The organism is Sphingomonas limnosediminicola, assembly GCF_039537965.1.
Classification (GTDB): Bacteria; Pseudomonadota; Alphaproteobacteria; order Sphingomonadales; family Sphingomonadaceae; genus Sphingomicrobium; species Sphingomicrobium limnosediminicola.
Window position 1 is genome coordinate 2,124,693 of the sequence record NZ_BAABBM010000001.1, and the last position, 22,985, is coordinate 2,147,677.

15 protein-coding genes are annotated in these 22,985 nt (G+C 60.9%); 10 read left to right on the forward strand and 5 right to left on the reverse strand.

Features of this window, described 5'->3' with window-relative positions; translation table 11 throughout:
* The first annotated feature begins 42 nt into the window (after positions 1-42).
* The 3 genes from ABD704_RS10810 to ABD704_RS10820 all read left to right on the forward strand — a co-directional run bounded on the left by ABD704_RS10810 (position 43) and on the right by ABD704_RS10820 (position 3,719).
* A complete protein-coding gene (locus ABD704_RS10810) occupies positions 43-2,136 on the forward strand; it encodes a hybrid sensor histidine kinase/response regulator (RefSeq protein WP_344699692.1) in 2,094 nt (697 codons plus the stop codon).
* A 342-nt stretch (positions 2,137-2,478) separates the two neighbouring features.
* On the forward strand, positions 2,479-2,703 hold the full coding sequence (locus ABD704_RS10815) for a hypothetical protein (protein ID WP_344699693.1): 225 nt from the start codon (positions 2,479-2,481) through the stop codon (positions 2,701-2,703).
* A 524-nt stretch (positions 2,704-3,227) separates the two neighbouring features.
* Complete coding sequence (locus ABD704_RS10820) at positions 3,228-3,719, forward strand: hypothetical protein (protein WP_344699694.1); 492 nt, start codon at positions 3,228-3,230, stop codon at positions 3,717-3,719.
* A gap of 80 nt (positions 3,720-3,799) precedes the next feature.
* Here ABD704_RS10820 and ABD704_RS10825 read toward each other — a convergent pair whose 3' ends face one another.
* Positions 3,800-4,768, reverse strand: a complete 969-nt coding sequence (locus ABD704_RS10825) for an extracellular catalytic domain type 1 short-chain-length polyhydroxyalkanoate depolymerase (protein ID WP_344699695.1) — start codon at positions 4,766-4,768, stop codon at positions 3,800-3,802.
* A 283-nt stretch (positions 4,769-5,051) separates the two neighbouring features.
* On the opposite strand from ABD704_RS10825, the gene ABD704_RS10830 reads away from it, so the two are divergent.
* The 3 genes from ABD704_RS10830 (at position 5,052) to ABD704_RS10840 (ending at position 8,866) form a co-directional block, all read left to right on the forward strand.
* Positions 5,052-7,001: a hybrid sensor histidine kinase/response regulator gene (locus tag ABD704_RS10830; protein ID WP_344699696.1), complete on the forward strand. Its 1,950-nt coding sequence runs from the start codon at positions 5,052-5,054 to the stop codon at positions 6,999-7,001.
* A gap of 179 nt (positions 7,002-7,180) precedes the next feature.
* The gene (locus tag ABD704_RS10835; protein ID WP_344699697.1) at positions 7,181-7,870 is read left to right on the forward strand and encodes a ferritin-like domain-containing protein; all 690 of its coding nucleotides are present in this window, start codon (positions 7,181-7,183) and stop codon (positions 7,868-7,870) included.
* 3 nt (positions 7,871-7,873) lie between these two features.
* Positions 7,874-8,866, forward strand: coding sequence for a phosphatase PAP2 family protein (locus ABD704_RS10840; RefSeq protein WP_344699698.1), 993 nt, complete (start codon positions 7,874-7,876; stop codon positions 8,864-8,866).
* A 45-nt stretch (positions 8,867-8,911) separates the two neighbouring features.
* On the opposite strand, the gene ABD704_RS10845 is transcribed toward ABD704_RS10840, so the two are convergent.
* Complete coding sequence (locus ABD704_RS10845; RefSeq protein WP_344699699.1) at positions 8,912-10,807, reverse strand: glycoside hydrolase family 15 protein; 1,896 nt, start codon at positions 10,805-10,807, stop codon at positions 8,912-8,914.
* Positions 10,804-13,485: a bifunctional YncE family protein/alkaline phosphatase family protein gene (locus tag ABD704_RS10850; protein ID WP_344699700.1), complete on the reverse strand. Its 2,682-nt coding sequence runs from the start codon at positions 13,483-13,485 to the stop codon at positions 10,804-10,806. Before ABD704_RS10850 ends, ABD704_RS10845 begins: the two co-directional genes overlap by 4 nt.
* Positions 13,486-13,708: 223 nt before the next feature.
* On the opposite strand from ABD704_RS10850, the gene ABD704_RS10855 reads away from it, so the two are divergent.
* A complete protein-coding gene (locus tag ABD704_RS10855; RefSeq protein ID WP_344699701.1) occupies positions 13,709-14,515 on the forward strand; it encodes a cupin-like domain-containing protein in 807 nt (268 codons plus the stop codon).
* Here the strand turns inward: ABD704_RS10855 and ABD704_RS10860 are convergent.
* The gene (locus ABD704_RS10860) at positions 14,461-15,342 is read right to left on the reverse strand and encodes an SGNH/GDSL hydrolase family protein (protein ID WP_344699702.1); all 882 of its coding nucleotides are present in this window, start codon (positions 15,340-15,342) and stop codon (positions 14,461-14,463) included. The genes ABD704_RS10855 and ABD704_RS10860 overlap by 55 nt on opposite strands.
* An 8-nt stretch (positions 15,343-15,350) precedes the next feature.
* Positions 15,351-16,868, reverse strand: coding sequence for a beta-N-acetylhexosaminidase (locus ABD704_RS10865; protein WP_344699703.1), 1,518 nt, complete (start codon positions 16,866-16,868; stop codon positions 15,351-15,353).
* A 126-nt stretch (positions 16,869-16,994) separates the two neighbouring features.
* On the opposite strand from ABD704_RS10865, the gene ABD704_RS10870 reads away from it, so the two are divergent.
* The 3 genes from ABD704_RS10870 to ABD704_RS10880 all read left to right on the forward strand — a co-directional run bounded on the left by ABD704_RS10870 (position 16,995) and on the right by ABD704_RS10880 (position 22,979).
* Positions 16,995-18,026, forward strand: coding sequence for a LacI family DNA-binding transcriptional regulator (locus ABD704_RS10870; RefSeq protein WP_344699704.1), 1,032 nt, complete (start codon positions 16,995-16,997; stop codon positions 18,024-18,026).
* Positions 18,027-18,194: 168 nt separating this feature from the next.
* Positions 18,195-20,996 carry a TonB-dependent receptor gene (locus ABD704_RS10875; protein ID WP_344699705.1) on the forward strand — a complete coding sequence of 934 codons (2,802 nt, stop codon included), beginning with the start codon at positions 18,195-18,197 and terminating at the stop codon, positions 20,994-20,996.
* 15 nt (positions 20,997-21,011) lie between these two features.
* Positions 21,012-22,979, forward strand: a complete 1,968-nt coding sequence (locus tag ABD704_RS10880; RefSeq protein WP_344699706.1) for a glycoside hydrolase family 3 protein — start codon at positions 21,012-21,014, stop codon at positions 22,977-22,979.
* Positions 22,980-22,985 lie beyond the last annotated feature (6 nt).

The following is a 22,985-nucleotide window of genomic DNA, read 5'->3' on the forward strand; positions in this document are numbered from 1 at the left end:
GCTTAACGCTAGCAGGCCATGCCTGAAGGCAGGAATTAGACGTTGATCGACCAAGGTTCAGTTGAGATGGGCGATCCACGCCCTGTCCTGTGGGACGGGGGCGAGGCCGGGGCATTAATGCGCTCGCTCGATTGGTCGCACTCGCCGCTCGGCCAGCCGGCAGATTGGCCGCAACCCCTGCGCTCTGTCGTCAGCCTGATGCTCGGGTCCAAGTTTCCTATGTTCGTGGCTTGGGGACCCGAACTCGGCTTTCTCTACAACGATGCATACGCCGTCATCCTAGGCGCAAAGCACCCAGAGGCGATGGGGGCTCGCTTTAAGGACGTCTGGAGCGAAATCTGGGAAGACGTGGGGCCGCTTGCTCACCGCGCGCTAAACGGCGAGGCGACTTGGCTGGAGGACCTTCCGCTGGTCATGAACCGCAAGGGTTTCGACGAGCAAACCTGGTTCACCTTCTCATACTCCCCTGTTCGCGATGATGCTGGCCAGATCGCGGGCATGTTTTGTGCTGTGGCTGAGACCACCGACAAGATCGTTGCCCAGCGGCGCCTTGCCGATGAGGCTGAGCGGCAACGACGACTATTCGAACGAGCACCCGGATTTATCACCGTTCTCACGGGACCCGATCACCGATTCGATTTCGTCAACGAAGCCTATGCTCGCCTGTTTGGGCAGCGCCAATTCCTGGGACGAACTGTCCGTGAAGTTTTTCCAGAGCTGGAAGGACAAGGCTATTTCGAGTGGCTCGATGGCGTTTATGCGACAGGTGAGCGCTTCGTTGCGCAGACCGCCCCAGCTATGCTTCAGCTTGAGCCCGACGCGCCTCCGGTACAACGCTTTCTCGACTTCATCTATGAGCCGGTCGTCGATGAGCAGGGTCAGGTAACCGGCATTTTCTGTGAGGGTCACGATGTCACGGAGCGAATGGCTGCCGAGACCGAATTGCGCGAACTTGCGGAAACTCTTGAACATCGCGTTGCCGAGCGAACGTCAGAGCTCGAACAAGCACAGGAAGCGCTTCGCCAATCGCAGAAGCTCGAAGCCATGGGGCAGCTCACGGGCGGAGTCGCTCACGACTTCAACAACCTTCTGACCCCCATCACGGGTACGCTCGACCTCCTCCAACGGCGCAACTTTGGCGACGAACGCACGCAGCGGCAGATAGCCGGCGCCCTTGCATCGGCCGAACGGGCGAAGGTCCTTGTACAGCGTTTGCTAGCTTTTGCTCGTCGCCAGCCCCTGCAACTTGCCGGCGTTGATATCGTACGGCTCGTCGGTGAGATCGCCGACTTGATCGCCAGCACCTCTGGTCCAAAAATCAAGGTCGAACTCGATCTTGCTAACGATTCCTCCGCGGCATTCGCGGACGCAAACCAACTTGAAATGGCTCTACTTAATCTGGCGGTAAACGCGCGCGATGCGATGCCCGACGGCGGCCTGCTCACCATCGCTGTAAACAAAGTTGTGATTGGAGCTGGTCATCGTTCAAAGCTGGCAACCGGTGAATATGTGCGGCTTGCCGTGAGTGATACGGGGGTTGGGATGGATGAGGAAACTCTCGTGCGCGCCATAGAGCCCTTCTTCAGCACAAAGGGTATCGGTCAAGGCACTGGGTTGGGCTTGTCCATGGTCCATGGACTTGCTCTGCAGCTCGGCGGCGCATTGACGCTGGCCAGCCGGAGCGGCGTCGGCACCACAGCGGAGTTATGGTTGCGCGCGGCACCATCGGCGGCTGCTCCATCTCTCTCCCGGACGCATGGTGCGGATGATGATCTTCAAGTGGGAACTGTTCTGCTGGTGGATGACGAGGAACTCGTCCGCGAAAGTACTGCTGATATGCTTTCCGACATGGGCTTTAACGTAATCCAAGCCCGCTCTGCCGAATGCGCGATGAAGCTAATCAGCGAGGGCCTTCAACCGGATCTTGTAGTCACTGACCACCTGATGCCGGGCATGAGCGGGACTGACCTCGCCTTTGCCATGAGGGAGAAATGGCCAGGCAAACCAGTGCTTATCGTTTCCGGTTACGCAGAGACGGCCGGGATGGATCCCAATTTGCCTCGACTGACGAAGCCATTCCGAAGGCGTGATCTCGCGGCAGCAATCAGTTTGTGCACGGCGACCGCAGCCGCCTAACTCGCCAGTGATCCGATGGCCTATTGCCCCGTCACGCCGCATTCATGACGCAGTGCTACAAGAAATCATCACCTGAGATCGCAATCGAGCGCCCTGTGACAGAGAGACATCTTGGTGCTCTCGCTCGCGGGAGATGAACTATGGAAAAGGGTTATTGGCTCAAACGCAAGAGGGCTTCCCTCAAGCTAGCCGAAAACGCTGGAAGCGCCGAGGCGCGGCTAATTCATTACGATCTTGCTGGTCGCTACAGTCTGAAAGCGCATTCGGCGGAAACGCAGTTGATCGACCTTGCTGATGCGGCGCCGCCAGTTGTCTGCGCGCCCGGGCGTAAGGGGCGCTCAGATGCTTGAACTTGCGCGAATCATTGCGCTTCTGTCGTCACTCTTATTGGTGGCGTCGATCATCATTTGGGCGAGCGTGCTTCGAGGCCCATTGATGCAACGGCTTGACGGCAAGCGATTGTCAAATTCCCGTCCAACCGAGCTCGCCTCCAAATTGCTGGTCTTTGCATTCGGCATCGGCGGAGTGGCTGCATTCTTGGCAATTGCTGGGTGGATCTCTCAGTAGACGGTCTCAACCCAAGGGATGGCGACGGTTAGACTTCCCGTTCCACGCCCGGCCTGCCGGCGGCTAGCATGTGCTTTCGACCCTTGCTGCCGCTAACAATCCGGTCGTGACTTTGGAAGTTTCGCCGGTCGGCCCTTAGTCTGATCAAACGGCCTGTACGAGAAAGAGGGCGCCGGCACCTATGGTAACCATACCCAATACAGCCGCTAAGCCTGTCAGAACTTCGGCGCTCCGACGCGTATTTCGCTTGCTTTGTGATTTCCCCCAAAGCCCACCGACGACAAGTAGCACACCGACAATCAATGCACCGATGCTGCTCACGACGATGGGGTCAACATATTCCATTTCAATTTCGTCCTCGGTTGTTTCGAGAACTGAACGGGCGGGAACCTCAATGGGTGCACTCCAGCAGCACTTCTTCGCTTGGTGATTTAGGAGCACGTCCGAAGTTGTTCGACATCAGCTTTCGGCTGGCAGCTTTCGACCCATTGCGGACGCCGAAATCATCCATCAGCATATGTCGTATGGGCGTCGTCGGAACAACATTGGTGATCGTTTCGGGGGTCGGTTTGCTCGGCGCGGCTTGGCTATCCGATAAGATCCGCGACGGCCCGTTCAGCCGGGGCGGACCACCGCGAACGTTCATCATCAACCTGCTGTTAGTTCTTGCGGCCTGGGTGATAATTTTGACGCTGGGAGATGATGCGGCGGGACCGCTTCCCTTATTTCTGATGCTTGGCGAAACGATCCTCACAGGCTTGTTGCCGCTCAACTTCACTCGTCTTCTTTTCGAAGATCGCGGCTCAAACAGGGCGCCAGGTTTCGAGCAAAAAGCTGCGCTTGTTGGAGTAATCGGGTTAGGCCTGCTCTCGTCCTGGTATCTCAACTTTCTATTCGCGGCGAGCGGCTCACTGCTTCCGGTTCCGGGAGACTATGTCGAATACGGCGTCGCCCTCGTCCTCTTCCCTGCTCTCACGCTAGGTTTGGGCTTCGTGGCGTTTCGCAGCCCGAAGTGACCACAAGTCGCCCTCGACCTAGACCTCGCCGCCCGTGGCCGCAGGTCCGCCTCCGGCCCGATGAACCTTGGCCAGACCGATCACTTCATGAGACCGGCGCGCCGTAGAGCGTCTTCAATGACTGTCTGAATTGCCGGTTGACTAGCCGACGTGTGTGTATCGGGCTGTGCTCGCAGCTCCGCATGTCCATCATGAACCAGTCGGGTGATAGAGTCACTCTCGACAGCTTCATCCGTGACAATGCCCCAGAAGCGACAAATCAGGCGGGTGGAGGAAATGCCTGCCTCGAGCATGAATGGTGCGGCTTGCTCGCCATGGCGAGTGCTATGGGTGTCCAAGGGCGTTCCATGGCCAAGACCGGCGATGCTGTATTCCTCGATCACTTCGCGGCCACTTGAGTCGACCCACACGCGATGGGCGTGTCCGTGTACCAGATCAGACCTGGCAGGATTCTTCGGTGCACCGTGTAGCGATCTCCATTGCTCTATGATTGCCGAGGCATTGGATTGATCCACGGTCTGATCAGCGGTTCCATGCCAGACGGACAGGGTAGGCCACTTGCCGTCATGAGGCGATGCGGCGCTAACCAGTTCCGCCAGTGCCTCCGGACGCGGGCCCCCATGTCCGCGCATTCGGTCAAACGCCTCCGGAACGGAACTCGCCACGCCGAACGGCAAGCCTGCAATCACTGCACCGCCAGCGAATACCTCGGGATATGTTGCGAGCATGGCCGCAGCCATCGCGCCCCCGGCCGACAAGCCGGTGATAAAGACGCGCCGACGGTTGGATACATGCCGCACCTTCGCGCTCTCGACCATCTGTCGGATGGACAAGGCCTCGCCTTTTCCGCGGGCTGCATCGTCCGGTGAAAACCAATTGAAGCACAGGTTCGGATTATTGATGCGTTGCTGCTCCGGATAGAGCAGCAGAAACCCATGCTGATCTGCGAGCCTCGACCAGCCCGAGCTTTCATCATAGCCCGCCGCGTTCTGCGTGCATCCGTGGAGAACAACGACAAGTGGGGCTCCCGGCCCGGCAGTTTCGGGCACGTATAGCCAAGCGTTGAGTTGTCCGGGGTCGATCCGAAATCACCGAAGGCTCTCAGGCGTTTGCTGCTAGGTGAATGTTGGGGCAGGCGCCGCAGGCGGACCAGGGTGTCAGACAAACTACGCACAGGGCAAACTCCGGAAGAACGATGACAGCGTCGGACTTTGCTGCACTGCACAATATGGGCATAACCAAGGGCGCATCAATGGTTGGCGTCGAAAACAGAAACGGAACACGCAGCAAGACGGCTCGTTCTTTTGAAGCCCAGCGAGGGCGTGGGACCCCATGACAGATTCAGAACATCCGTCGAGTACGGCCAGCAGGTTCGAGCTGCTGGTCCAGAGCGTTACCGACTATGCGATTTACATGCTGGATACCGAAGGACGGGTCACCAGCTGGAATGCTGGCGCGCGTCGCTTCAAAGGCTACGAGGCTGATGAAATTATCGGCCAGCATTTCTCCCGCTTCTATACGCCTGAAGAGCAAGAGCAGCAGATCCCGAGGATCGCGTTAGAGACCGCCGAACGGGAGGGGCGCTTCGAAATCGAAGGTTGGCGCGTCCGCAAGGACAACAGTCGATTTTGGGCAAACGTGGTCATCGACCCAATCCGTGACCCGGCAGGTAATCTTGTGGGCTTCGCCAAAGTCACTCGCGACTTAACCGATCGAAGGGCTGCGGAAGAAGAGCTGCGCGCTAGCGAAGAGCGGTTCCGCATGCTCGTCCAAAGCGTCACCGACTATGCCATCTACATGCTCGATCCTGAAGGCCGGGTGAGTAGCTGGAATGCCGGCGCCGAGCGCTTCAAAGGATATTCTGCTGACGAGATCATGGGGCAGCACTTTTCCCGGTTCTACACCGACGAGGACCTCAAGGCGGGCATTCCGCAAATCGCACTTGAGACTGCCAGCCGCGACGGGCGGTTCGAAGCCGAAGGCTGGCGAGTGAAGAAGGACGGCTCAAAGTTTTGGGCGAGCGTCATTATCGATCCCATTCGGAACGACGATGGCGAACTTATCGGCTTTGCCAAGGTCACTCGTGACCTAAGCGAAAAGCGGGCGATCGAAGAGCAACTTCGCCAATCACAGAAGATGGAGGCGGTCGGCCAATTGACCGGCGGCCTTGCGCACGATTTCAATAATCTTCTGACCGGGATCAGCGGCAGCCTGGAAATGATGAAGATGCGGATCGCGCAGGGTCGCACAGCCGAATTCGACCGATACCTAATCGCCGCTCAAGGGGCCGTCAGGCGCGCCGCTTCGCTGACGCACCGCTTGCTCGCGTTCTCAAGACGTCAGACTCTTGACCCGAAACCCACCGACGCCAATCGCCTGATGCGGGGCATCGAAGAACTCGTAAGGCGCACCGTAGGCCCTGGCGTTCGGGTCGAAGTGGTTGAGACGAGCGGCCTGTGGCCTACTCTGGTCGATCCCAACCAGCTTGAAAACGCTGTTCTGAACCTCTGCATCAACGCGCGCGATGCGATGCCGAACGGTGGCGCCCTCACCATCGAAACGGCGAACAAATGGTTAGACGAGCGGGCAGCCCGAAAGCATGATCTGCCTGTTGGTCAATATGTCTCTGTGTGCGTCACGGACACGGGAACGGGGATGACGCCCGAAGTGATCGCCAAGGCATTCGACCCGTTCTTCACCACCAAACCAATGGGCGAGGGCACCGGGCTTGGGCTTTCGATGATTTATGGCTTCGCGCGACAATCCGGTGGCCAGGTTCGGATCTATTCAGAGATCGGGCAAGGCACGACAATCTGCCTCTACCTACCGCGCCATGGCGAAGATGCTGAAGTCGAGGAGCGGCCCACTGATTCAGGAAATGCCGATGCGACCGCGACGGGCGAGGTCGTACTTGTCATCGATGATGACCCAACGATCCGGATGCTGATCGCGGAGGTATTGGCGGAAGCCGGGTACACGGTGGTCGAAGCCCCGGACGGACCAGCTGGATTGGAAATACTGAAATCTAACGCTCGAATTGACCTGCTGATCACTGACGTCGGGTTACCGGGCGGACTGAATGGCAGGCAGGTAGCAGACGCGGCCCGTGTCAGCAGGCCGCACCTGAAGGTGTTGTTCATCACGGGCTACGCCGAAAACGCAGTGATTGGGCGAAGCCGCTTGGAGCGCGGCATGTTTGTACTGACGAAGCCGTTCCAAATGGAACATCTCGCTCATCGGATACGTGAGATCATCGAGGGCTGTAACAGTCTGCAGCGCTAACGCCTGCCGACTCGAAGGCCGCGGAGAGAGTGGGTCTTAGAGGCCCATCTACGTATGGCCGCCAAGGCCAAGGAACCGTTCCCGGATTGCGGCGGTTGAGTTGGCGCGCCGCCTTTCCGACCGCGGCCTGTACGAACGATGTGCTTCTCGGTCGGGGAATGCGTGGTCAACAAAAGCGTATGAACAGCTGGTATCGCCGCCGCTATCTCGACCTTCTCGGTTCAATTTACATCTACAACGAGCACCGCGGTTACACTGCGATCGATCGTATTCTTGATGCCGTAAGAATGCGGTGGCCCGAAGATGCTGCGCTCATTGCCAGGATCGAGAAGCATCGAGCCGATGAGCGGAAGCACTATATGATGTTCCGTCGGTGGTTCGAGCGGCGCGGGGTTCGGCCGCTTGCGGTCGATCGAACATGCGGCCACATCGATCGGTTTGTCGGGATCATGTTCCGATCAAAAATTGACGACTTGGATCCGCAGCAAATCATCGGCCGTGACGACTTGTTCGAGCGCATGTGTCGAGTGATCTCGCTGACCGAGAAGCGCGGTCATCGCCAAGTCGAGATCCTGTTGCGCCACCCGATCGTGAGGGCCGATACAACCCTGACCAAGATCTTCCGCATCATCGAGCAAGATGAGCCGAGCCATTGGGCGCCTTATGACGACTGGCTTCGCGAGCATGGCGGAAGGCAGGCCAGCTGGTGGGAACGCGCGATCGATCACTTGATCCACAGCGAACTGCTGTTCCTCAAGCTGCCTTTACTTTTTCTGCGGCCCGGCCTCGCGCGAGTTCGCACATGGCCGGACGAAGGGGACACCCACCGGCGGTCTCAAGATGCGGTCTCATTGGTCGCGAGCGCCTAAAGCTTGAGCGCTGGTGTGAAACTCGACCAGGATTCACGCGAGGATCGCAGCTGGCTCACGGTGATGGTCTTCGTGACTGCCGTCGAGTTGGCATGTTGGACGTTCGCTTGGGGTGCCAGGATTGCGCCAACACCCTTCGTGCTCACTTACGTCGCATTGGCATTCGCCGCCCTTGGCAGCGCTCTTCTATTACGTTGGGTGCTTCATCGCCGACCACCACGTCCGAATTGGTTGACCGTCATACCTGCTACGATCTGCGTGGGCGTGGGCGCGAGTGTGTTCCTTCCGCTTAAATACGCAATTCCGCATATCCTGCCATTCTGGCTGGATGCGTCGCTCGTCGGGGCGGAAAGATCCGTCTTCGGAACCGACCCATGGATGCTCCTTGACCATTTGTTCGGATGGGCCGCTGTCCCCATGGACAAACTCTACGGTCTCTGGCTGCCCACCCAGGCTCTCGTCATGTTCACAGTCATGCTTCAGCCGCCGTCGGCCGCAAAAACTCGTGCGCTCATTGCCTACGTACTCACGTGGTTCGTGCTCGGCGTAGTCGCTGCGACGGCCTTCTCTTCGGCCGGTCCTATCTTCCATGATCGTGTCTTCGGAGGCGATTCATTCGCCGCGCTGGTAGCAACTCTACGAAGTCGAGGTGCCTCGATGGTTCTCGCCGAATCCGACAGGATGTGGACGTCCTTTGCTTCTGCCCGGCCGGGAATCGTAGCCGGGATTTCGGCTGTCCCTTCGATCCACGTGGCAATCAGCATTTGGTTCGTGTTTGCCGCGCGAGTCCTTGCGCCCAGCGCGGCCAAATATGCGGCCTTATACAGCCTCGTGATATGGGTCGGCTCGGTTCAGCTCGGGTGGCATTACGCAACGGACGGTCTGGCAGGAGCGCTCGGCGCTTGGGCTATCTGGGGTCTAAGCCGCCCCCTCGCGGCGATACTTCGCGATGGTTGGAGCGCTGGCGCCCGACGTCACGCAACGCAACTCTCCTAGCGGCCGCTTTCGCCCATTGCGGCCGCGGCCCGCCCCAGCCAGCGCCTAGTCTTTTTCGCCCGCGCCCTCGCGCTCGAGGAGGTGGAGGATGAAGGCGCCGGCGCCGTAGCCGACCATCGGGATCGCGCCCGTCGGGTCGCCGATCCTTCCGGGGAAGAGCTTGCAAGGCACCGCGACGTACATCTCCGGGATGATGTTGTGATCGGCGGCGGCCTTGTCGACGATGCGCGCGAGCATCTCGTTGCCACTAGCCTTGTTGCCTAGCCGGCGGTCGAGCTCTGCGAGATTGAGATCGACGAACAGGAATTCCTGCCGCTCGTACCAATATTCGAAGATCGCTGGGTCGGTGTAAGTGCTGCGGACACGCCGGTACCCGCCGGATGCGACCTTTAGGGCATCCATCCTGTCGAGCGCGTTCCGGATCACCCTCGAGTCCCGGACGACACCGAAATTGATGATCGGAATAAGCGCGCCGTCGATGTCGTTCTTGATGCCGTCCTCGAGTGTGCCGCGCAGCTTGCCGTCACGAACGAAGGCGGCGTCGAAGCCCATTCGAAGCAGGCTCTCGTCGTTAAGCGCTAGCGAGCTAGCACGAGCATCGCCAGCGTGCTGCGCGATCTCGGCAAACTCGCGCATGCCGACGATCGCCATGGCGGTCGAGAAAGCGAAATGCTTCTTGTCCTTCTGCCGCTCTTCCCAGATAGACGTGTCGGCGGCGACGATGCGGCCGCCGCCGAACGGTTCTGTGTTCGCCATCAGCGGCTTGACGATGAAGTCGCGTGCGCTTTCGTATAGCGGGCCGCGGTAAGTAACGGCTTTCAGAAGATCGGGATCGTCGTACTTGCGTAGATATTCGCCGAGCACCCATAGGACCTCGCCCCAATTGTCGAACTCGATGTTGGTGCTGCCCTCCTGCGTAAAGAATGGCTCCTCGGCGCCATTGCCGAAGTAGCGGACGACGGAGACTTGATAGTCAGCCCCGTTCACTTGGGAGCGCATCAAACCCGTCGGACGCGCATTGAAATAAGCCAGGATGGCAGCGCGGGCCTCGGCGCGATGGCCCATACGGATGAGGGCAGCTGTGGCCCAGGCCATGTCGCGGACCCAGGGGGTCGAGTAGACATCCGGAAGGGCGGCGACGATGAGCCCGTTGCCGTGGCGATCCGCGCGATTGGGCTCGCGGCTTTGGGCGATACGCAGCATGGTCTCGCTTTGCCGCCACAGGTGTCGTTCCTTCTCGCTGGCGAAATGCGCGAGCGGTGGAGCACGCCAACGTTCGAGATCAGCAACCTCGCGTTTGACCAGTTGTTGGGGGGAAAGCCCGGCCCGCCAGGCAGTGACGTCGCGAATAGCAGCTTCGGCTTCGCGTTCGTCTTCAAGCGCAACAAGCGCCCAGGCTGAAATGCCTGCCAGCGGTCCCGCACCGGTCGATCGAGCGGGCTCGAGGGGGATCAGCAGCAATACTTCGTCAATTCCCTTGAACCGCATCAGCTTTGCTTCGAGGCCGGCCTCGCGAACGGTCCGCATCGATTGGATGGGCCTGGTCCATTTAGCTTGCCAGCCGGGCGCCGCCGCATCCGCCGCGACTATCAAGGCCGGCCGATCCATTCCGAACGACATGAAGAAATAGGCGCTGCGGGTGCCGCGGCGCATTCGGATGACGTGCGAGTCATCGACATAGCCGGTGCTGGCAGCGCGGCCCGGCATTCCCCAGGCGAGCGACTTGATGAAGTTCGCTGTCTCAATGCCCTCGCCGAGCCCGTTCGTCGCATCGGCCCGGAGGTAGTTGTGGGGATGAGGATAGAATTTCGTCGCTGTGCCAACTTCGGGCGCAACGACCGCGAACCCAAAGCCATTCCCAGTGACGAGATGCGAAGCGGCCGCCTGGACGCAGACGCTGAGCCAAAGGGCAACGAACGAGAGTAAGCGACGAATTTTCATTGGGCGGAGGCGCATGGCGCTGGATTGCGCTGTTTCCGTGCTGCCAGATCGGTGCGCAGGTCGCTGCCCTCGCGAAGCTTTGGCTCCGGGCCTTCGCCGAGACCCTGCCAAAGCGCGGCGTTGAAAGCTTCGGGATTGAGCCGGTCCTCCGTGCCGAAATGCTGGCCCTCCATGGCGGCGCTCCAGAAGGCGGCATCGCGACCCCCGCAGGTTGCTGCAGCGTTCTTGCCGGTAGCGACATATCGATCGGCGGGGATCGGAAGCTGGGTCGATCGCAGAATTTCGGCTGCTTCAGCCCGGTAGTTCCACTGCACCGCCGCAGGGTCGAAGACGTCGGCCATCGGCACCGCAAGCGAGTCGTTCAGGCCGAGTGGCTTCAGTCCAAGGACCGCTTCGATCGTCCGTAGGATGTTGATGGTCGTGTAGCGCGTCGAGACCAATGCGCCTTGCCGGACGTAAGGTCCGACGATGAACGCTGGGCTTCGACGCGCATCGACGTGGTCGGCACCATTTTGCGCATCGTCTTCGATCACGAAAATCAATGTGGTGTCGGATGCTTTTCCATGAGCGATCCGTTCGACGATTCGACCCAGGGAATAATCATTGTCGGCCATCTGCGTCTCGACGGTGTTCACGCCGTCGACCGCCTTGTCAAAGTCGCCGAAGTGGTCGTGCGCGAGGCGGAGGAGGGTGAGCTGAGGCAGCGTGCCTGCCGCTTCCTGCTCGTCATATTCGCGCTGCCATTCGAGGAAGCGCCAATAATCGGCAAGCTTCTGGTCGAAACCTCGGAAATATGGGTCGCTGCGAGTTGCCAGGAGGCGGTCGCCCGGCGTGTAGATCCTGTGCTTTTCCTTGAAGGGTTCGCGTACGACCGGGACCTCACCGGGTGCGCCCGCATCGTAAACGCTTGCGTCGGCGAAGCCGTAGTTGCGGACGGATAGCCCGGCACGGATCGCGGCGTTCCAAAGGAAGCCTTGGTTCGGTAAATCGTCCTCATCCGGGTCGGCCGCGGTCAGCAGCGCGGGACCGGCCAGCAGGTCGGGGTCGTCGGGTAGCTTCGGATTGGTGGCACGTCGCTCAGCGGTCGTCTGTTGGGTGTAGATGAAGCGGTCGGCCTCCTCGGATTCGTACGCGAGGCCGCGACCGGCATAATTGACCGGTGAGGTCTTCTCCAGAAGGTCGGTGGCGCGCGCGGCGGTCGACCAGGCCCAGCCAGTGGAGGACACTTCACCCGATACATGGAAATTATCGAGCGTCACGAACTTGCGCGCGAGTTGGTGATGGTTGGGTGACAGCGCGCCGCCGAGGATTGCCAGATGCGGGTCGCCGTTGCCGGTTTCGAGATCTCCGAGCACCTGGTCGTAGGTCCGGTTCTCCTTGATGATGAAGACGACGTGCTTCACGCGCTTGCGGATCTCCGCCATCCGCGCTTCCGCTGCCGCCCGGGTGGCAGCTCCGGGAAGACCGATATTCTCCGCGACCTGCACCGTCGTTGCCGTGAGCGCCGGGCCGTCGGGCATCGGGAAATCGAGCAACCCAGCTTTTTCGAGTTGCAGGATATATTGGTTGGATGCGTCACAGGCGTTGGGCTGACCGCGGTAGATGGCGAGCTCCGGCGTGCAGCCCTTGAGGTTGGGACCGGGCAGACTCTTGCGGTTGACGACGAATACGCGCGACGCATCGGCACTAGTGGCAACCGCGCTCGGATACCACCCGGTGGGGATCAGCGCCTCGACCGGGCTTTCGCCTATCTCGGGGCTCAGGACGGCCAGTGCATTGATGCCGCCCAATGTCACGAGCAGCCGTCCGTTGGGCATCATCGCGAGGCCGTTGGGGTTCAGGCCTTTGCCAAGCGGTGGGGCCGCGAGGGACGGCGGCAAGCTCAGCCGAGGCTCGGCCACGAGGCGACCGCTGCGAAGGTCGATGAACGCAAGACGGTCGGCATTGTCCTCCGCCGCGATCAACCGTTTCGACTTGCGATCGATAAGAAGGGCGGTGGGCTCACCGATCGTGGATACACGGGCCGTGACGCTTATCCGCCTGGTGCCGATCGACAGCGCAATCAATTGGCGGTCCCGGGGCGACGAAAGCCAAGCGTGGGTTTCATCGACCCAAGCGATGGAGAATGGGAATTCGCCGCCGGGGACGCCTGACTTGGAAGCATCGATTTTGCCGGGCCTGAGGTCCTGCTCCGTGACCACGACGCCCTTGCCGAGGTCCACGAGGCTGGCGGAGTCGTTGTAATAGTTGGCGACAAGCACGCGCCGGCCGTCTGGACTAATCGCAACGCCGGCCGTCTGCGGCAGAACATCCACCCCCAGTCCTGCTTTGTGGCCGAGCGCGATTTTCCCCGCCGGGGTGAACCGCGTTCCGCGACGGGCGAAGAGATAGAGTGCATCGTCCACGCCGCCGCCGACGATGAAGCCGCTTCCGTCGGGTCTCCAGGCGATGCCGCCAAAGCTGTTGGGGACTTGCAGCGTCTGCAGACGCCGCGCGCCGGGAGCGCCGATCGCATAGCGGAATACGTATTGCGTCGACTGCGCCTTCACGACCTTGGCGTCGGGACCGTTATAGAGATTGAAGCCGCTGGTGAGCACCAGCATTTCGCGCTTGTCCGGGCTGACCGCGATCGCAGCGGCTCCGTCGGCGACGTAAGACGGATGAGGCCCAACGTTCACGATGAGAGGGCTGAAGCGCGCACCGGGCACAGCCAAAGGGGTCAAGGCTTGGCCCGTTGGAAGCAGCTGTCGTGACGGCTCGGCGGCGTTGCTGCTAGCTGCAAATAAGAGCGAACAGATAATGGCAATTCGTAACGGTGGCATGGCCTCTCCCGACCGGTGTAGCTTCGCGACCTAAGCCAGTCCGGCATCGACCGAAAGTATTGCTAGCGGCTATGACGATATGATGCGCCAAATCCCGGAATGGCCCGACGTAAAGCCCGACGAATTCCAGACGAGGATTTTGCCGCGCAGTCAGCCAGCGGTGTTGCGCGGGTTAGCGCTCGAATGGCCGCTGGTGGTTGCAGCACGGGAAAGCGACGACTGCTGGCTCGGCACCCTCATCATCCACGCGAGCAATCTTCCCGTGGATGTTATCCGCGCCGAGCCATCCGAGGAGGGGCGGTTCCATTATAGCCCCGATGGCCAATCGTTGAACTTCGTCCGGGGCCAGGCGAACCTGGCGCTGTTCCTCGGCGCGCTCCGCGAGCATGCAAAATCCGGACAGCCGCATGCGTTGGCCGTGCAGGGCTTGCGCGCCGATCAGCACTTGCCCGGGTTTCGTGCACGACACCCCATGCCGCTCGTGCCTGTTGGAACGGAGCCGAGAATCTGGATTGGCAATGCGTCCAAGGTCGCTACCCATAACGATCCCGTCGACAATATCGCGGTCGTGGTCGCCGGACGGCGTCGCTTCACGCTCTTTCCGCCCGAGAGCGAGCAAGACCTCTACCTCGGGCCGTCTCATCCGACGCCGGCGGGTACGCCCGTGAGCATGGTCCACATGACCGCTCCCGATCTTAAACTTTACCCGCGCTTTGCTTCCGCGCTGGAAGCGGGAGAGGAGGCTGAGCTTGCTCCCGGCGACGCCATCTTCATTCCCAAGGACTGGTTCCATCACGTCGAGGCGCTGGAGCCGTTCAATATGCTGGTCAATTATTGGTGGGATGCCGGACGCGGCACGCAGCTGTCGTGTAGCGCGACAGAATAAGCAATGCGCTGAAGGCGCTGTGCGAGAGCGGGCGGCAAGTTCAGTTCCTTCGCCGCAGTTTCGCTAGGGCCCAGACGGCGGGGATCCTTGCCGGTCACTCTCGCGAAGATCGTGAGCGCTTCGAGATAATAGCCAGCCGTGCTCGCATGATAGTGATCGGGGGCCCACAGATCGATCTGCCCCGGGGCGATCCCGTCGTACGGGTTGCCGTCCGCAATGTCGCTTTTGATGGCGCAATTGAAGGCTTGGCCGACGGGCGCCACCCAATTGATCTTTCCGCTCGACTCCCGTGCGCGTTCGTTCGCGCGGCGAATGTCGAGCGCCATCCGCTCTATCGGCTTGCCGTACCAATGGCCCTGCGCCGGAAAAGTTTGGTCGGGGCGCGACCAGGTCGAGACAAGGCCGATGCGGACCTTTGGATTGCGGGCGTGGAACATGCTCGCGAACTTTGCGGAGGCAGCCACCAGGTTCGTGGGGTCGCCCGGCCGATCAGGGTCGAGAGTGCTGTATTCCTGAAGCACGACATCGTCCCAGCGGCGGTCGAGCAGCGACCGTCGGTTGGCCCAATGCCATTGCAGGCTCTGACCGGCAGCCGTCTCCAAGGATACGTCGAACGAGAGCCCGGACTCGTCGGCGAAGCGCTTGAAGAGCGCGGGGACGCCGCCGACGCCGTCGCGGTTTAGGTCAGTGACACTGCTCGCGCGCCATTCCATCACAGGCGAAAGTGCGCCGAAGGTGAAGCTGTTGCCGACGAACAGGATCGACCGGCTCATCGCAACCGATGGAGTCAGCAACAGCGCAAGCGCAACAAGAGAACGCAACTTCATGGGGCCGCTCAATTCCTGATGAATTCGTAGGCGTCGCCTTCGCCGCGGCGCGCGTTGATGCCCTTTGCCCGCAACGCGTCGACGTGCGGCTGTAGCCTGACTTCGAATTCCTTGTCGTCGCGCGGGCCGCGGGGCCGCCACGCGACTTCCGCTAGGGCTAGGAGACGCGGGAAGGTCATGAATTCAAGGTAGCGCTCGGTTTCGATGAATTCGGTCCACACCGCCGCCTCGATGCCGAGGACCTTGCCCGACTGCTCGAGCGTGAAGTCGTCCGGCACCGGCTCCCACGCCAGGATCTTGGCGATCGACTGGGGCCCGCCCTTATTGCCTTCCCACGGGGCACCTGGCTCTCCTTCACCCTGGTGATAGTCGAAGTAGAGTTTGTCGGCGGGCGACATCACGAGCTCGTATCCGGTCCGCGCCGCCGCGCCGAGAACATCGGGTTTGTCGCGGCGCCACCACTGGATGACGACGCTCTTCGGCGCCTGTGCATCAACCTGCTCGTCCCAAGCCATGGGCCGCTTTCCCAAGCCCTGGATGATGGCGACGACCTTGCGTCCGAAATAGGCTTCCACGTCGTTTGTCGTCTTCAGCCTTTGCTCGGCCTTAAGCCGGTCGACGTCGGCCATGCCATCCCACGTGTCCTCGCCGACCTCGTCGCCGCCGAAATGCAGATATGGCGCTGGGAATATGCGAGCGACCTCGGTCAGGACGCCACGGATGAAATCGTAAGTCTTGGGACTTGCCGGATTGAAAGCCCCGCCGGCAGTGTTGAAGAATTCCGGGTAGGAGCGCGCGGCAGCGCCAGCGTGCCCGGGCATCTCTATTTCCGGAACGACCATGATGTGCCGGTCGGCGGCGTAGTGAACGATGTCGCGCATTTCGGCTTCGGTGAAGAATTGAGGCTTGCCGTCGACAAGCGCGCCAACCTGCGTCAATTTCGGATAGGCAGGAATTTCCAGGCGCCACCCTTCATAGTCGGTCAGATGCAGCTTCAGGACATTGAGCTTGTAGGCGGCCATTTCGTCGATGATCTTCAGCAGTGTCGACTTGCCGAAGAAGTGCCTGCCCTCGTCGATCAAAAGGCCACGCCAGCGGAAACGCGGCTTGTCCACGATGTCGACGCTGGCGACAGTGCGCGTCCCAGCGGCATCGGTCTTGATCAACTGGCGCAAGGTCTGCGCGCCATAGAAGAGTCCGCGAGGATCGGATGCCTCGATGCGAATCCCGTCCGGCGCGACGCTAAGGTGATAGGCTTCGGGCCCCGAAATCGCTTTCTTGCTTACGAGCCTCAGGCGAATTGCCGATTGTCCTGCACCCCGCTGGAGCTTCAAAACTTCCGCCAGGTAGCGGGCTGTCGGACCGGCATCGCGCTTTCCGGCAACAACCGTGGTAGCCGAAACGTGGAATTCGCCGGCATGCGGGGTCATCGACCGGGGCAGTGGAATAAGGGCGGGCGCGCCAATTGCTGGTGCGACCGAAATCAACGCGGACAGGAGCAGAATGCTCAGATGGATCAGTTTCATTCCTCACCATGAGTTGGGTTGGCTCGCGCATCGGCGTGGCGCGATTCGCGCATGTGATACGTTGCTGATCGACGCTGCCGGAAGCGCAAAGTTGTCGTTCGTAACAACCGTTGCCAATGTGCGCGCGTGAGCAAGCGCAACTCCACGATCGATGATGTTGCCGAGGCGGCAGGTGTCGCCCGGGTCACGGTGTCGCGCGTTCTGAACAACGTCCAGAACGTTCGTTCCGAAACGCGGGAGAAGGTGCTCCGGGCGGTCGAGGAGCTTGGCTACTCAGTCAATCATCAGGCACGGGCGCTCGCCAGCGGCATGGGCCGGCTGATCATGCTGATCCATGCGCATAGTCCGGAGCGAGAGCCGAACAGCTATTATAACGCCGCTCTGGAGCTAGGCGCATTGCGGGGTTGCTCGTCGCTTGGCTTCGATCTCGTCTCGCGATCAGTCGATCCGCAGGACGTGAACCGCGCGCAGATGATGTCGTCGATCATCGAGCGCGAGCGACCGGCAGGTCTAATCCTGTCGCCGCCGCTGTCAGACGATCTCGAGTTTATCGATGCGGCGCGGCGTGCGGGTGTGAAAATAGTTGCCGTCTCTGCCGGCGAGGAAGCGCAAGAAGTGGTATCGTCCGTCGGGATTGACGAGCGCGCGGGCGGTCATGCCCTCGGCCGGCATCTTACGTCGCTCGGCCATACGAGTTTTGCATTCATTCGCGGACCGCTTGAGCATCGTGCCGCGGCGCAGCGCTATGATGGTTTCGTCGAGGCGCTCCGCCAGTCCGGCATAACGAACACGCCGTGGACGGCTATCGGCGACTTCACCTTCAAGTCCGGCGTTGAGGCGGCGGAGCTGATGCTCCGCGAGCCGGTGCGTTACACGGCAATCGCTTGCGCAAACGATGATATGGCCGCCGGCGCGATGCTCGCCCTCCACCGCGCGCGACTCGAAATCCCTCAGCACATTTCGGTGACAGGTTTCGACGACACGCCGATGTCGGAAATCGTGTGGCCGCCGCTGACCACGATTCGCCAGCCGATCAAGGAATTGACTGAACGCGCAGTACACCTGCTCGTGCAGAATATGTCTGATGATGGGCCGCACTTCGACGGACTTCCGTTCGCGCTCGTCGTCCGGGATTCGACCGCGCCCCCAGCCGCTTGACAGGCCCGCAGGTTTGAAGCACGACATGGAAGCGCTTCCATAGGGAGAGTGGAAGCAGAAGGGATTCGCGCTGCGGGGCCTTCGTGAGGGGAGACAAGAGTGCCGAATACGTCGCTACGGTGCCGCCGCGCCATGTTGCTCGCTGGTGGCTGTTGTTCATCGCTTTTCATGATTTCCGCGCCGAGTGCGGCCTATGCGCAGAATGTTCCGGCGCAGCAGGACACCACGACTCAGACGCAGCCAGTTGACCCCGCCGCGCAAACGGGTCCGGGGCAGCCGAAGGCGCCGCAGCCGGAAGCTGCCAGCAGCGGCGATTCGATCGTCATCACCGGCATCCGCCGCAGCCTTCAAAACTCGATCGCGATCAAGCGTCGCGAAGCGAGCGTCGTCGAAGCGGTTTCGGCCGAAGAGATCGGCAAGTTGCCTGACGTATCCATTGCTGAATCGATCGCGCGCCTGCCGGGCATCGCCGCGCAGCGCGTCGCCGGCCGCGCGGAAATCGTTTCCATCCGCGGCTTCTCGCCCGACTTCTCCACGGTTCTTTTGAACGGCCGCCAGCAGGCGAGTTCCGGCTACAACCGCGCAGTCGAATTCGACCAATATCCGTCGGAGTTGCTCGGCTCGGTCGTCGTCTACAAGACGCCTGATGCCAGCATCGTCGGCATGGGGCTTGCCGGAACGGTGGATCTGCGGACCATTCGCCCGCTCGAATATGGCAAGCGCGCGATTGCGCTGAACATTCGCGGGCAATTGGATCAGGGCGGCGGCCGCAATTCGGATTTCTCGAAATATGGTTGGCGCGGAAGCGCCAGCTACATCGACCAGAACGCGAGCGGCACGCTCGGCTGGATGATCGGCTACGCGCACTTGGATGCCCCGGGCCATACCGATCACACGAAGAACTGGTTCTACGACAATTACGCCGGGCTGCTTCCGGAAGGGTCGCCCTATTTCCTGTCAGGACAAGAGGCGATCGCAACGAACTCCCGCGACTTGCGTGACGGCGTTACGGGCACAGTTGAATGGAAGCCGAGCGACGCAGTCCACTCGGTGCTCGACCTTTATTACTCCCGTTTCAAACAGCACACGGTCAACCGAGGCGCGGAATGGTTCTCTGACGCATGGGCCGATGGCGTAACCTACGACCCGACCACCGTCGTCAACAAGAACGGCAATGACTTCGCGGTCGCCGGTCACGTGACCAACGTCGCGCCGATCCTGATGTATCAGGACAACAAGCGGACCGATCATCTGTTCGCCGCCGGCCTGAACAACGATTTCAAGGTCGCCGAGCACACGCACATTCTCGCCGATCTTTCCTACTCGTCAAACAAGCGCGATGAGACCTATATCGAAGCCTACGGCGGCTATGGCGCGGGTCCGTTCCAGACTCGGACCTTCGACGATTACGACTTCAAGATTTCGGACGACGGATTCCCAAGCTTTTCAGGCTTCGGTCTGAATTATGCGGATGCGAACCAGGTATCCCTGGGCGATCGCGCGCCGTGGGGCGGCTGGGGCCATGACGGTCTCAAGAAGTCGCCGCACATCAAGGAAACGTTGGCCTCGGCCGATCTTTCCGCCCGGCAGGAGCTTAACACCGGCTTCATCAGCAGCCTCGAGGCGGGCGTCGACTTCACCCATCGCCACAAGGACAAGACGGTCGACGAGCTCGACCTATTCCTGAAGAACGACCGCCAGCAGATCCTCGTTGATCCGCGCTACCTGGAAGATCCGGTTTCGCTGGGCTTCGCTGGCTTCGGAAGCGTCCTCGGTGTCGATATCGCGAAGGCGCTCGATAATTATTACGATGTCGTCCAGCTCCAGGATGCCAATCACTTCGACAAGTCCTGGGACATCAAGGAAGACATCCTGACCCTGAAGGCCAAGGCGGTCATTGATTCCGGCGACCTGCACGGCAATGTCGGCGTTCAGATCGTCAGGCAAAAGCAAAGCTCGTCAGGCCTGCGGATCAATACCGCCGTTACGCCGATCCAGCTGATCAACACGGACGAAGGTGCCACGTACACCGACGTCCTGCCGAGCCTGAACCTGTTCTACGACCTCGATCAGCACAACCGTATTCGCTTTGCCGCGGCCAAGGTCATGGCGCGTCCACGCATGGACGATCTGCGCGCTAACCTGGTGCCAGGCTTCAACGGGTCCGTGTGCGTCGGCGCAATACCGGCATGCGCGCCGGGCACGGTAGTGCACCCGTGGTCTGCGTCCGGCGGCAATCCCAAGCTTGAGCCCTGGCGCGCCAAGGAAGTCGACATTGGCTACGAATGGTATGGCGGAAATGCCAGCTATTTCGCCCTGCACGGCTTCTACATGTGGCTCGATAACTACATCTATAACCAGGCGCTCGTTGCGGACTTCTCCGACTTCACGCCCCCGCCCGATCAGATTTCGCAGATCCCGCCGGGCGTCATTGTCAGCCCGATCGGTCAGCTCACAGCGCCGGCAAACGGCAAGGGCGGCTGGGTCCGTGGCATAGAAGCCAGCGGTTCGTTCGAGTTCGGACGTCTGGCAAGTTTCCTGGACGGCTTCGGCGCTACCGCGAGCCTTTCGTACACCGATTATAAGCTCAAGCCTGTCGCTCTGAACGAGATTGGCGGCGTGCTGCCCGGCTTCTCAAAGTGGGTGTACGACGTCACCGGTTATTATGAGAAGAACGGCATCCAGGTGCGTGCGGCCTATCGTCACCGGTCGGCCTTCAAGGGCGAGGTGGTTTCGCTGTTCACGAACCTTGGCTTCCCGCTGATTCAGCCGGACAGCCAACTCGATGCCCAGGTCGGCTACACCTTCCAGAAGGGGTCACGGTTCGAGAACCTCGGCATCCTTCTTCAGGTCAGCAACGTGCTGAATTCGCCCTACCGCACTTACTATGACGTCAACGGGACTCAGACGCTCGAAGAGGTCAACAAGTATGGGCGTTCGTGGCTGCTTGGCGCGAGTTATCACTTCTAGCTTTAGGGCGGTTTCATGATGAAGGTTTGGGGCGGTCTTACTCGGCCGAAGGCGATGTTGTGCCTTGCGGCTGGTCTGCTCGCTTCGAGCGTGGCGACCGCCCAAACGTGGCCCAAGGCAACTGGCCAGCAGCCGCTCGATCCGGCAATTGAAGCGCGGGTGAAGGCGATCGTTGCCGGCATGACGCTGGAGCAAAAGGTTGGGCAGATGGCCCAGCCCGACATTCGCTCGATCAAGCCGGACGAGGTGCGTCGCTATTATATCGGCTCGATCCTCAACGGGGGCGGCGCCTGGCCGGCGATGAACATGCACTCGAGCGTGGACGACTGGCTCAAGCTGTCGGACGCTTTTTACCGCGCCAGCATGTCCACAGACATGAAAGTGAAGGTCCCCGTGATCTGGGGCACCGACGCGGTCCACGGGCACAACAACATCTACGGCGCGACGCTCTTTCCCCATAACGTCGGCCTCGGCGCGGCGCATGACCCGGCGCTCATGACGCGTATCGGTCATGCGACGGCGAAGCAGGTCCGAGCTACCGGTATCACTTGGGCGTTCGCGCCGACGCTGGCCGTCGTGCAGAACCCGCGTTGGGGACGTTCGTACGAAAGCTACAGTTCCGACCCTGCGCTCGTGCGCAGCTACGGCGAAGCGATGGTCAAAGGGCTCCAGGGCCAGCTCGGCTCGCCAACTTCCGTACTCGCTACCGCGAAGCATTGGCTCGGTGACGGCGGCACCTTCCATGGCATCGACCAGGGTGATGCGCGGACCAGCGAGACAAACCTCTATCGTACTCATGCCGCCGGATATTACGGCGCGCTGAAGGCGAATGTGCAGACCGTGATGGTCAGCTATTCGAGCTTCACTGATACGGCGACCGGCAAGAAGTGGGGCAAGATGCACGGCAACGCGCATCTGGTTGGCGACGTGCTCAAGCGTCGGCTCGGCTTTGATGGTCTCGTCGTCAGCGATTGGAACGGCGTGGAGCAGGTTCCGGGCTGCACCAAATGGCACTGCCCGCAGGCGATCAACGCCGGCATCGACATGGTGATGGTGCCGGACGACTGGAAGCAGTTTATTCCGGCAACCGTCCAGGACGTGCGAGCGGGCCGCATTCCGATGAGCCGGATCGACGACGCCGTCACACGCATCATTCGAGTGAAACTTAAATCGGGTCTGTTCGACGCGTCGCCTGCGACGGGGCAGCATCCCGGTGCAGAGGTCCTTCATTCGGCCGAAGTGCGGGAGCTTGCGCGGGAGGCAGTCCGCAAGTCGCTCGTGCTCTTGAAGAACGATCGCAACGTTTTGCCGTTGAGGCCGCAGGGCAAGGTGCTGGTCGTCGGCAAGGGCGCCGACAGCCTGCCCATGCAGGCAGGCGGCTGGTCGCTCACCTGGCAGGGCGATCAGACCAAGACGTCGGATTATCCCAACGCCGACACGTTGCTCTCAGCGATGAAGAAGTCGCTCGGTGCAAATCGTGTCGACTACAGCGCGGACGGCGTGGGCGTCGACGTAAGGCGGTATAGCGCCGTCGTGATGGTCGCGGCCGAGCAGCCGTATGCGGAAGGAAAGGGCGACATCACTTTTCCGGCGACAATGCGCCATTCGGCGCGTTATCCAAATGACCTCAAGGCGCTCAATCGCGTGAGCGGCAAGGGCGTTCCCGTCGTAACGGTGCTCTATTCGGGACGCCCGGTCTCAGCGAACGACCTGATCAACCGCTCGGACGCATTCGTGGCGGCGTGGCTGCCGGGCACCGAAGGGCTCGGGATTGCAGACATGTTGCTCGCGGGGACTAATGGGAAGCGCGCTTATGATTTCACCGGCCGCTTGTCGTTCGACTGGCCCGCTGGCGATTGCCTGCCGCGCACCGGCGGCGTGCAATTCCGCCGCGGTTACGGGCTATCGCTCACCAGCCACAAGCACCTTGGCAAGCTGCCTGAGAAGGTGCTCGTGATGGCCTGCCCAGCCGAAAGCCGTTAATTCCCA

Excerpts from the sequence above, each read along its gene's own strand:
- ABD704_RS10815 (WP_344699693.1), top strand. The coding sequence starts at position 2,479 with ATGCTTGAACTTGCGCGAATCATTGCGCTTCTGTCGTCACTCTTATTG.
- ABD704_RS10820 (WP_344699694.1), top strand. The coding sequence starts at position 3,228 with ATGGGCGTCGTCGGAACAACATTGGTGATCGTTTCGGGGGTCGGTTTG.
- ABD704_RS10830 (WP_344699696.1), top strand. The coding sequence starts at position 5,052 with ATGACAGATTCAGAACATCCGTCGAGTACGGCCAGCAGGTTCGAGCTG.
- ABD704_RS10835 (WP_344699697.1), top strand. The coding sequence starts at position 7,181 with ATGAACAGCTGGTATCGCCGCCGCTATCTCGACCTTCTCGGTTCAATT.
- ABD704_RS10845 (WP_344699699.1), bottom strand. The coding sequence starts at position 10,807 with ATGAAAATTCGTCGCTTACTCTCGTTCGTTGCCCTTTGGCTCAGCGTC.
- ABD704_RS10855 (WP_344699701.1), top strand. The coding sequence starts at position 13,709 with ATGATGCGCCAAATCCCGGAATGGCCCGACGTAAAGCCCGACGAATTC.
- ABD704_RS10860 (WP_344699702.1), bottom strand. The coding sequence starts at position 15,342 with ATGAAGTTGCGTTCTCTTGTTGCGCTTGCGCTGTTGCTGACTCCATCG.
- ABD704_RS10865 (WP_344699703.1), bottom strand. The coding sequence starts at position 16,868 with ATGAAACTGATCCATCTGAGCATTCTGCTCCTGTCCGCGTTGATTTCG.
- ABD704_RS10875 (WP_344699705.1), top strand. The coding sequence starts at position 18,195 with ATGATTTCCGCGCCGAGTGCGGCCTATGCGCAGAATGTTCCGGCGCAG.
- ABD704_RS10880 (WP_344699706.1), top strand. The coding sequence starts at position 21,012 with ATGATGAAGGTTTGGGGCGGTCTTACTCGGCCGAAGGCGATGTTGTGC.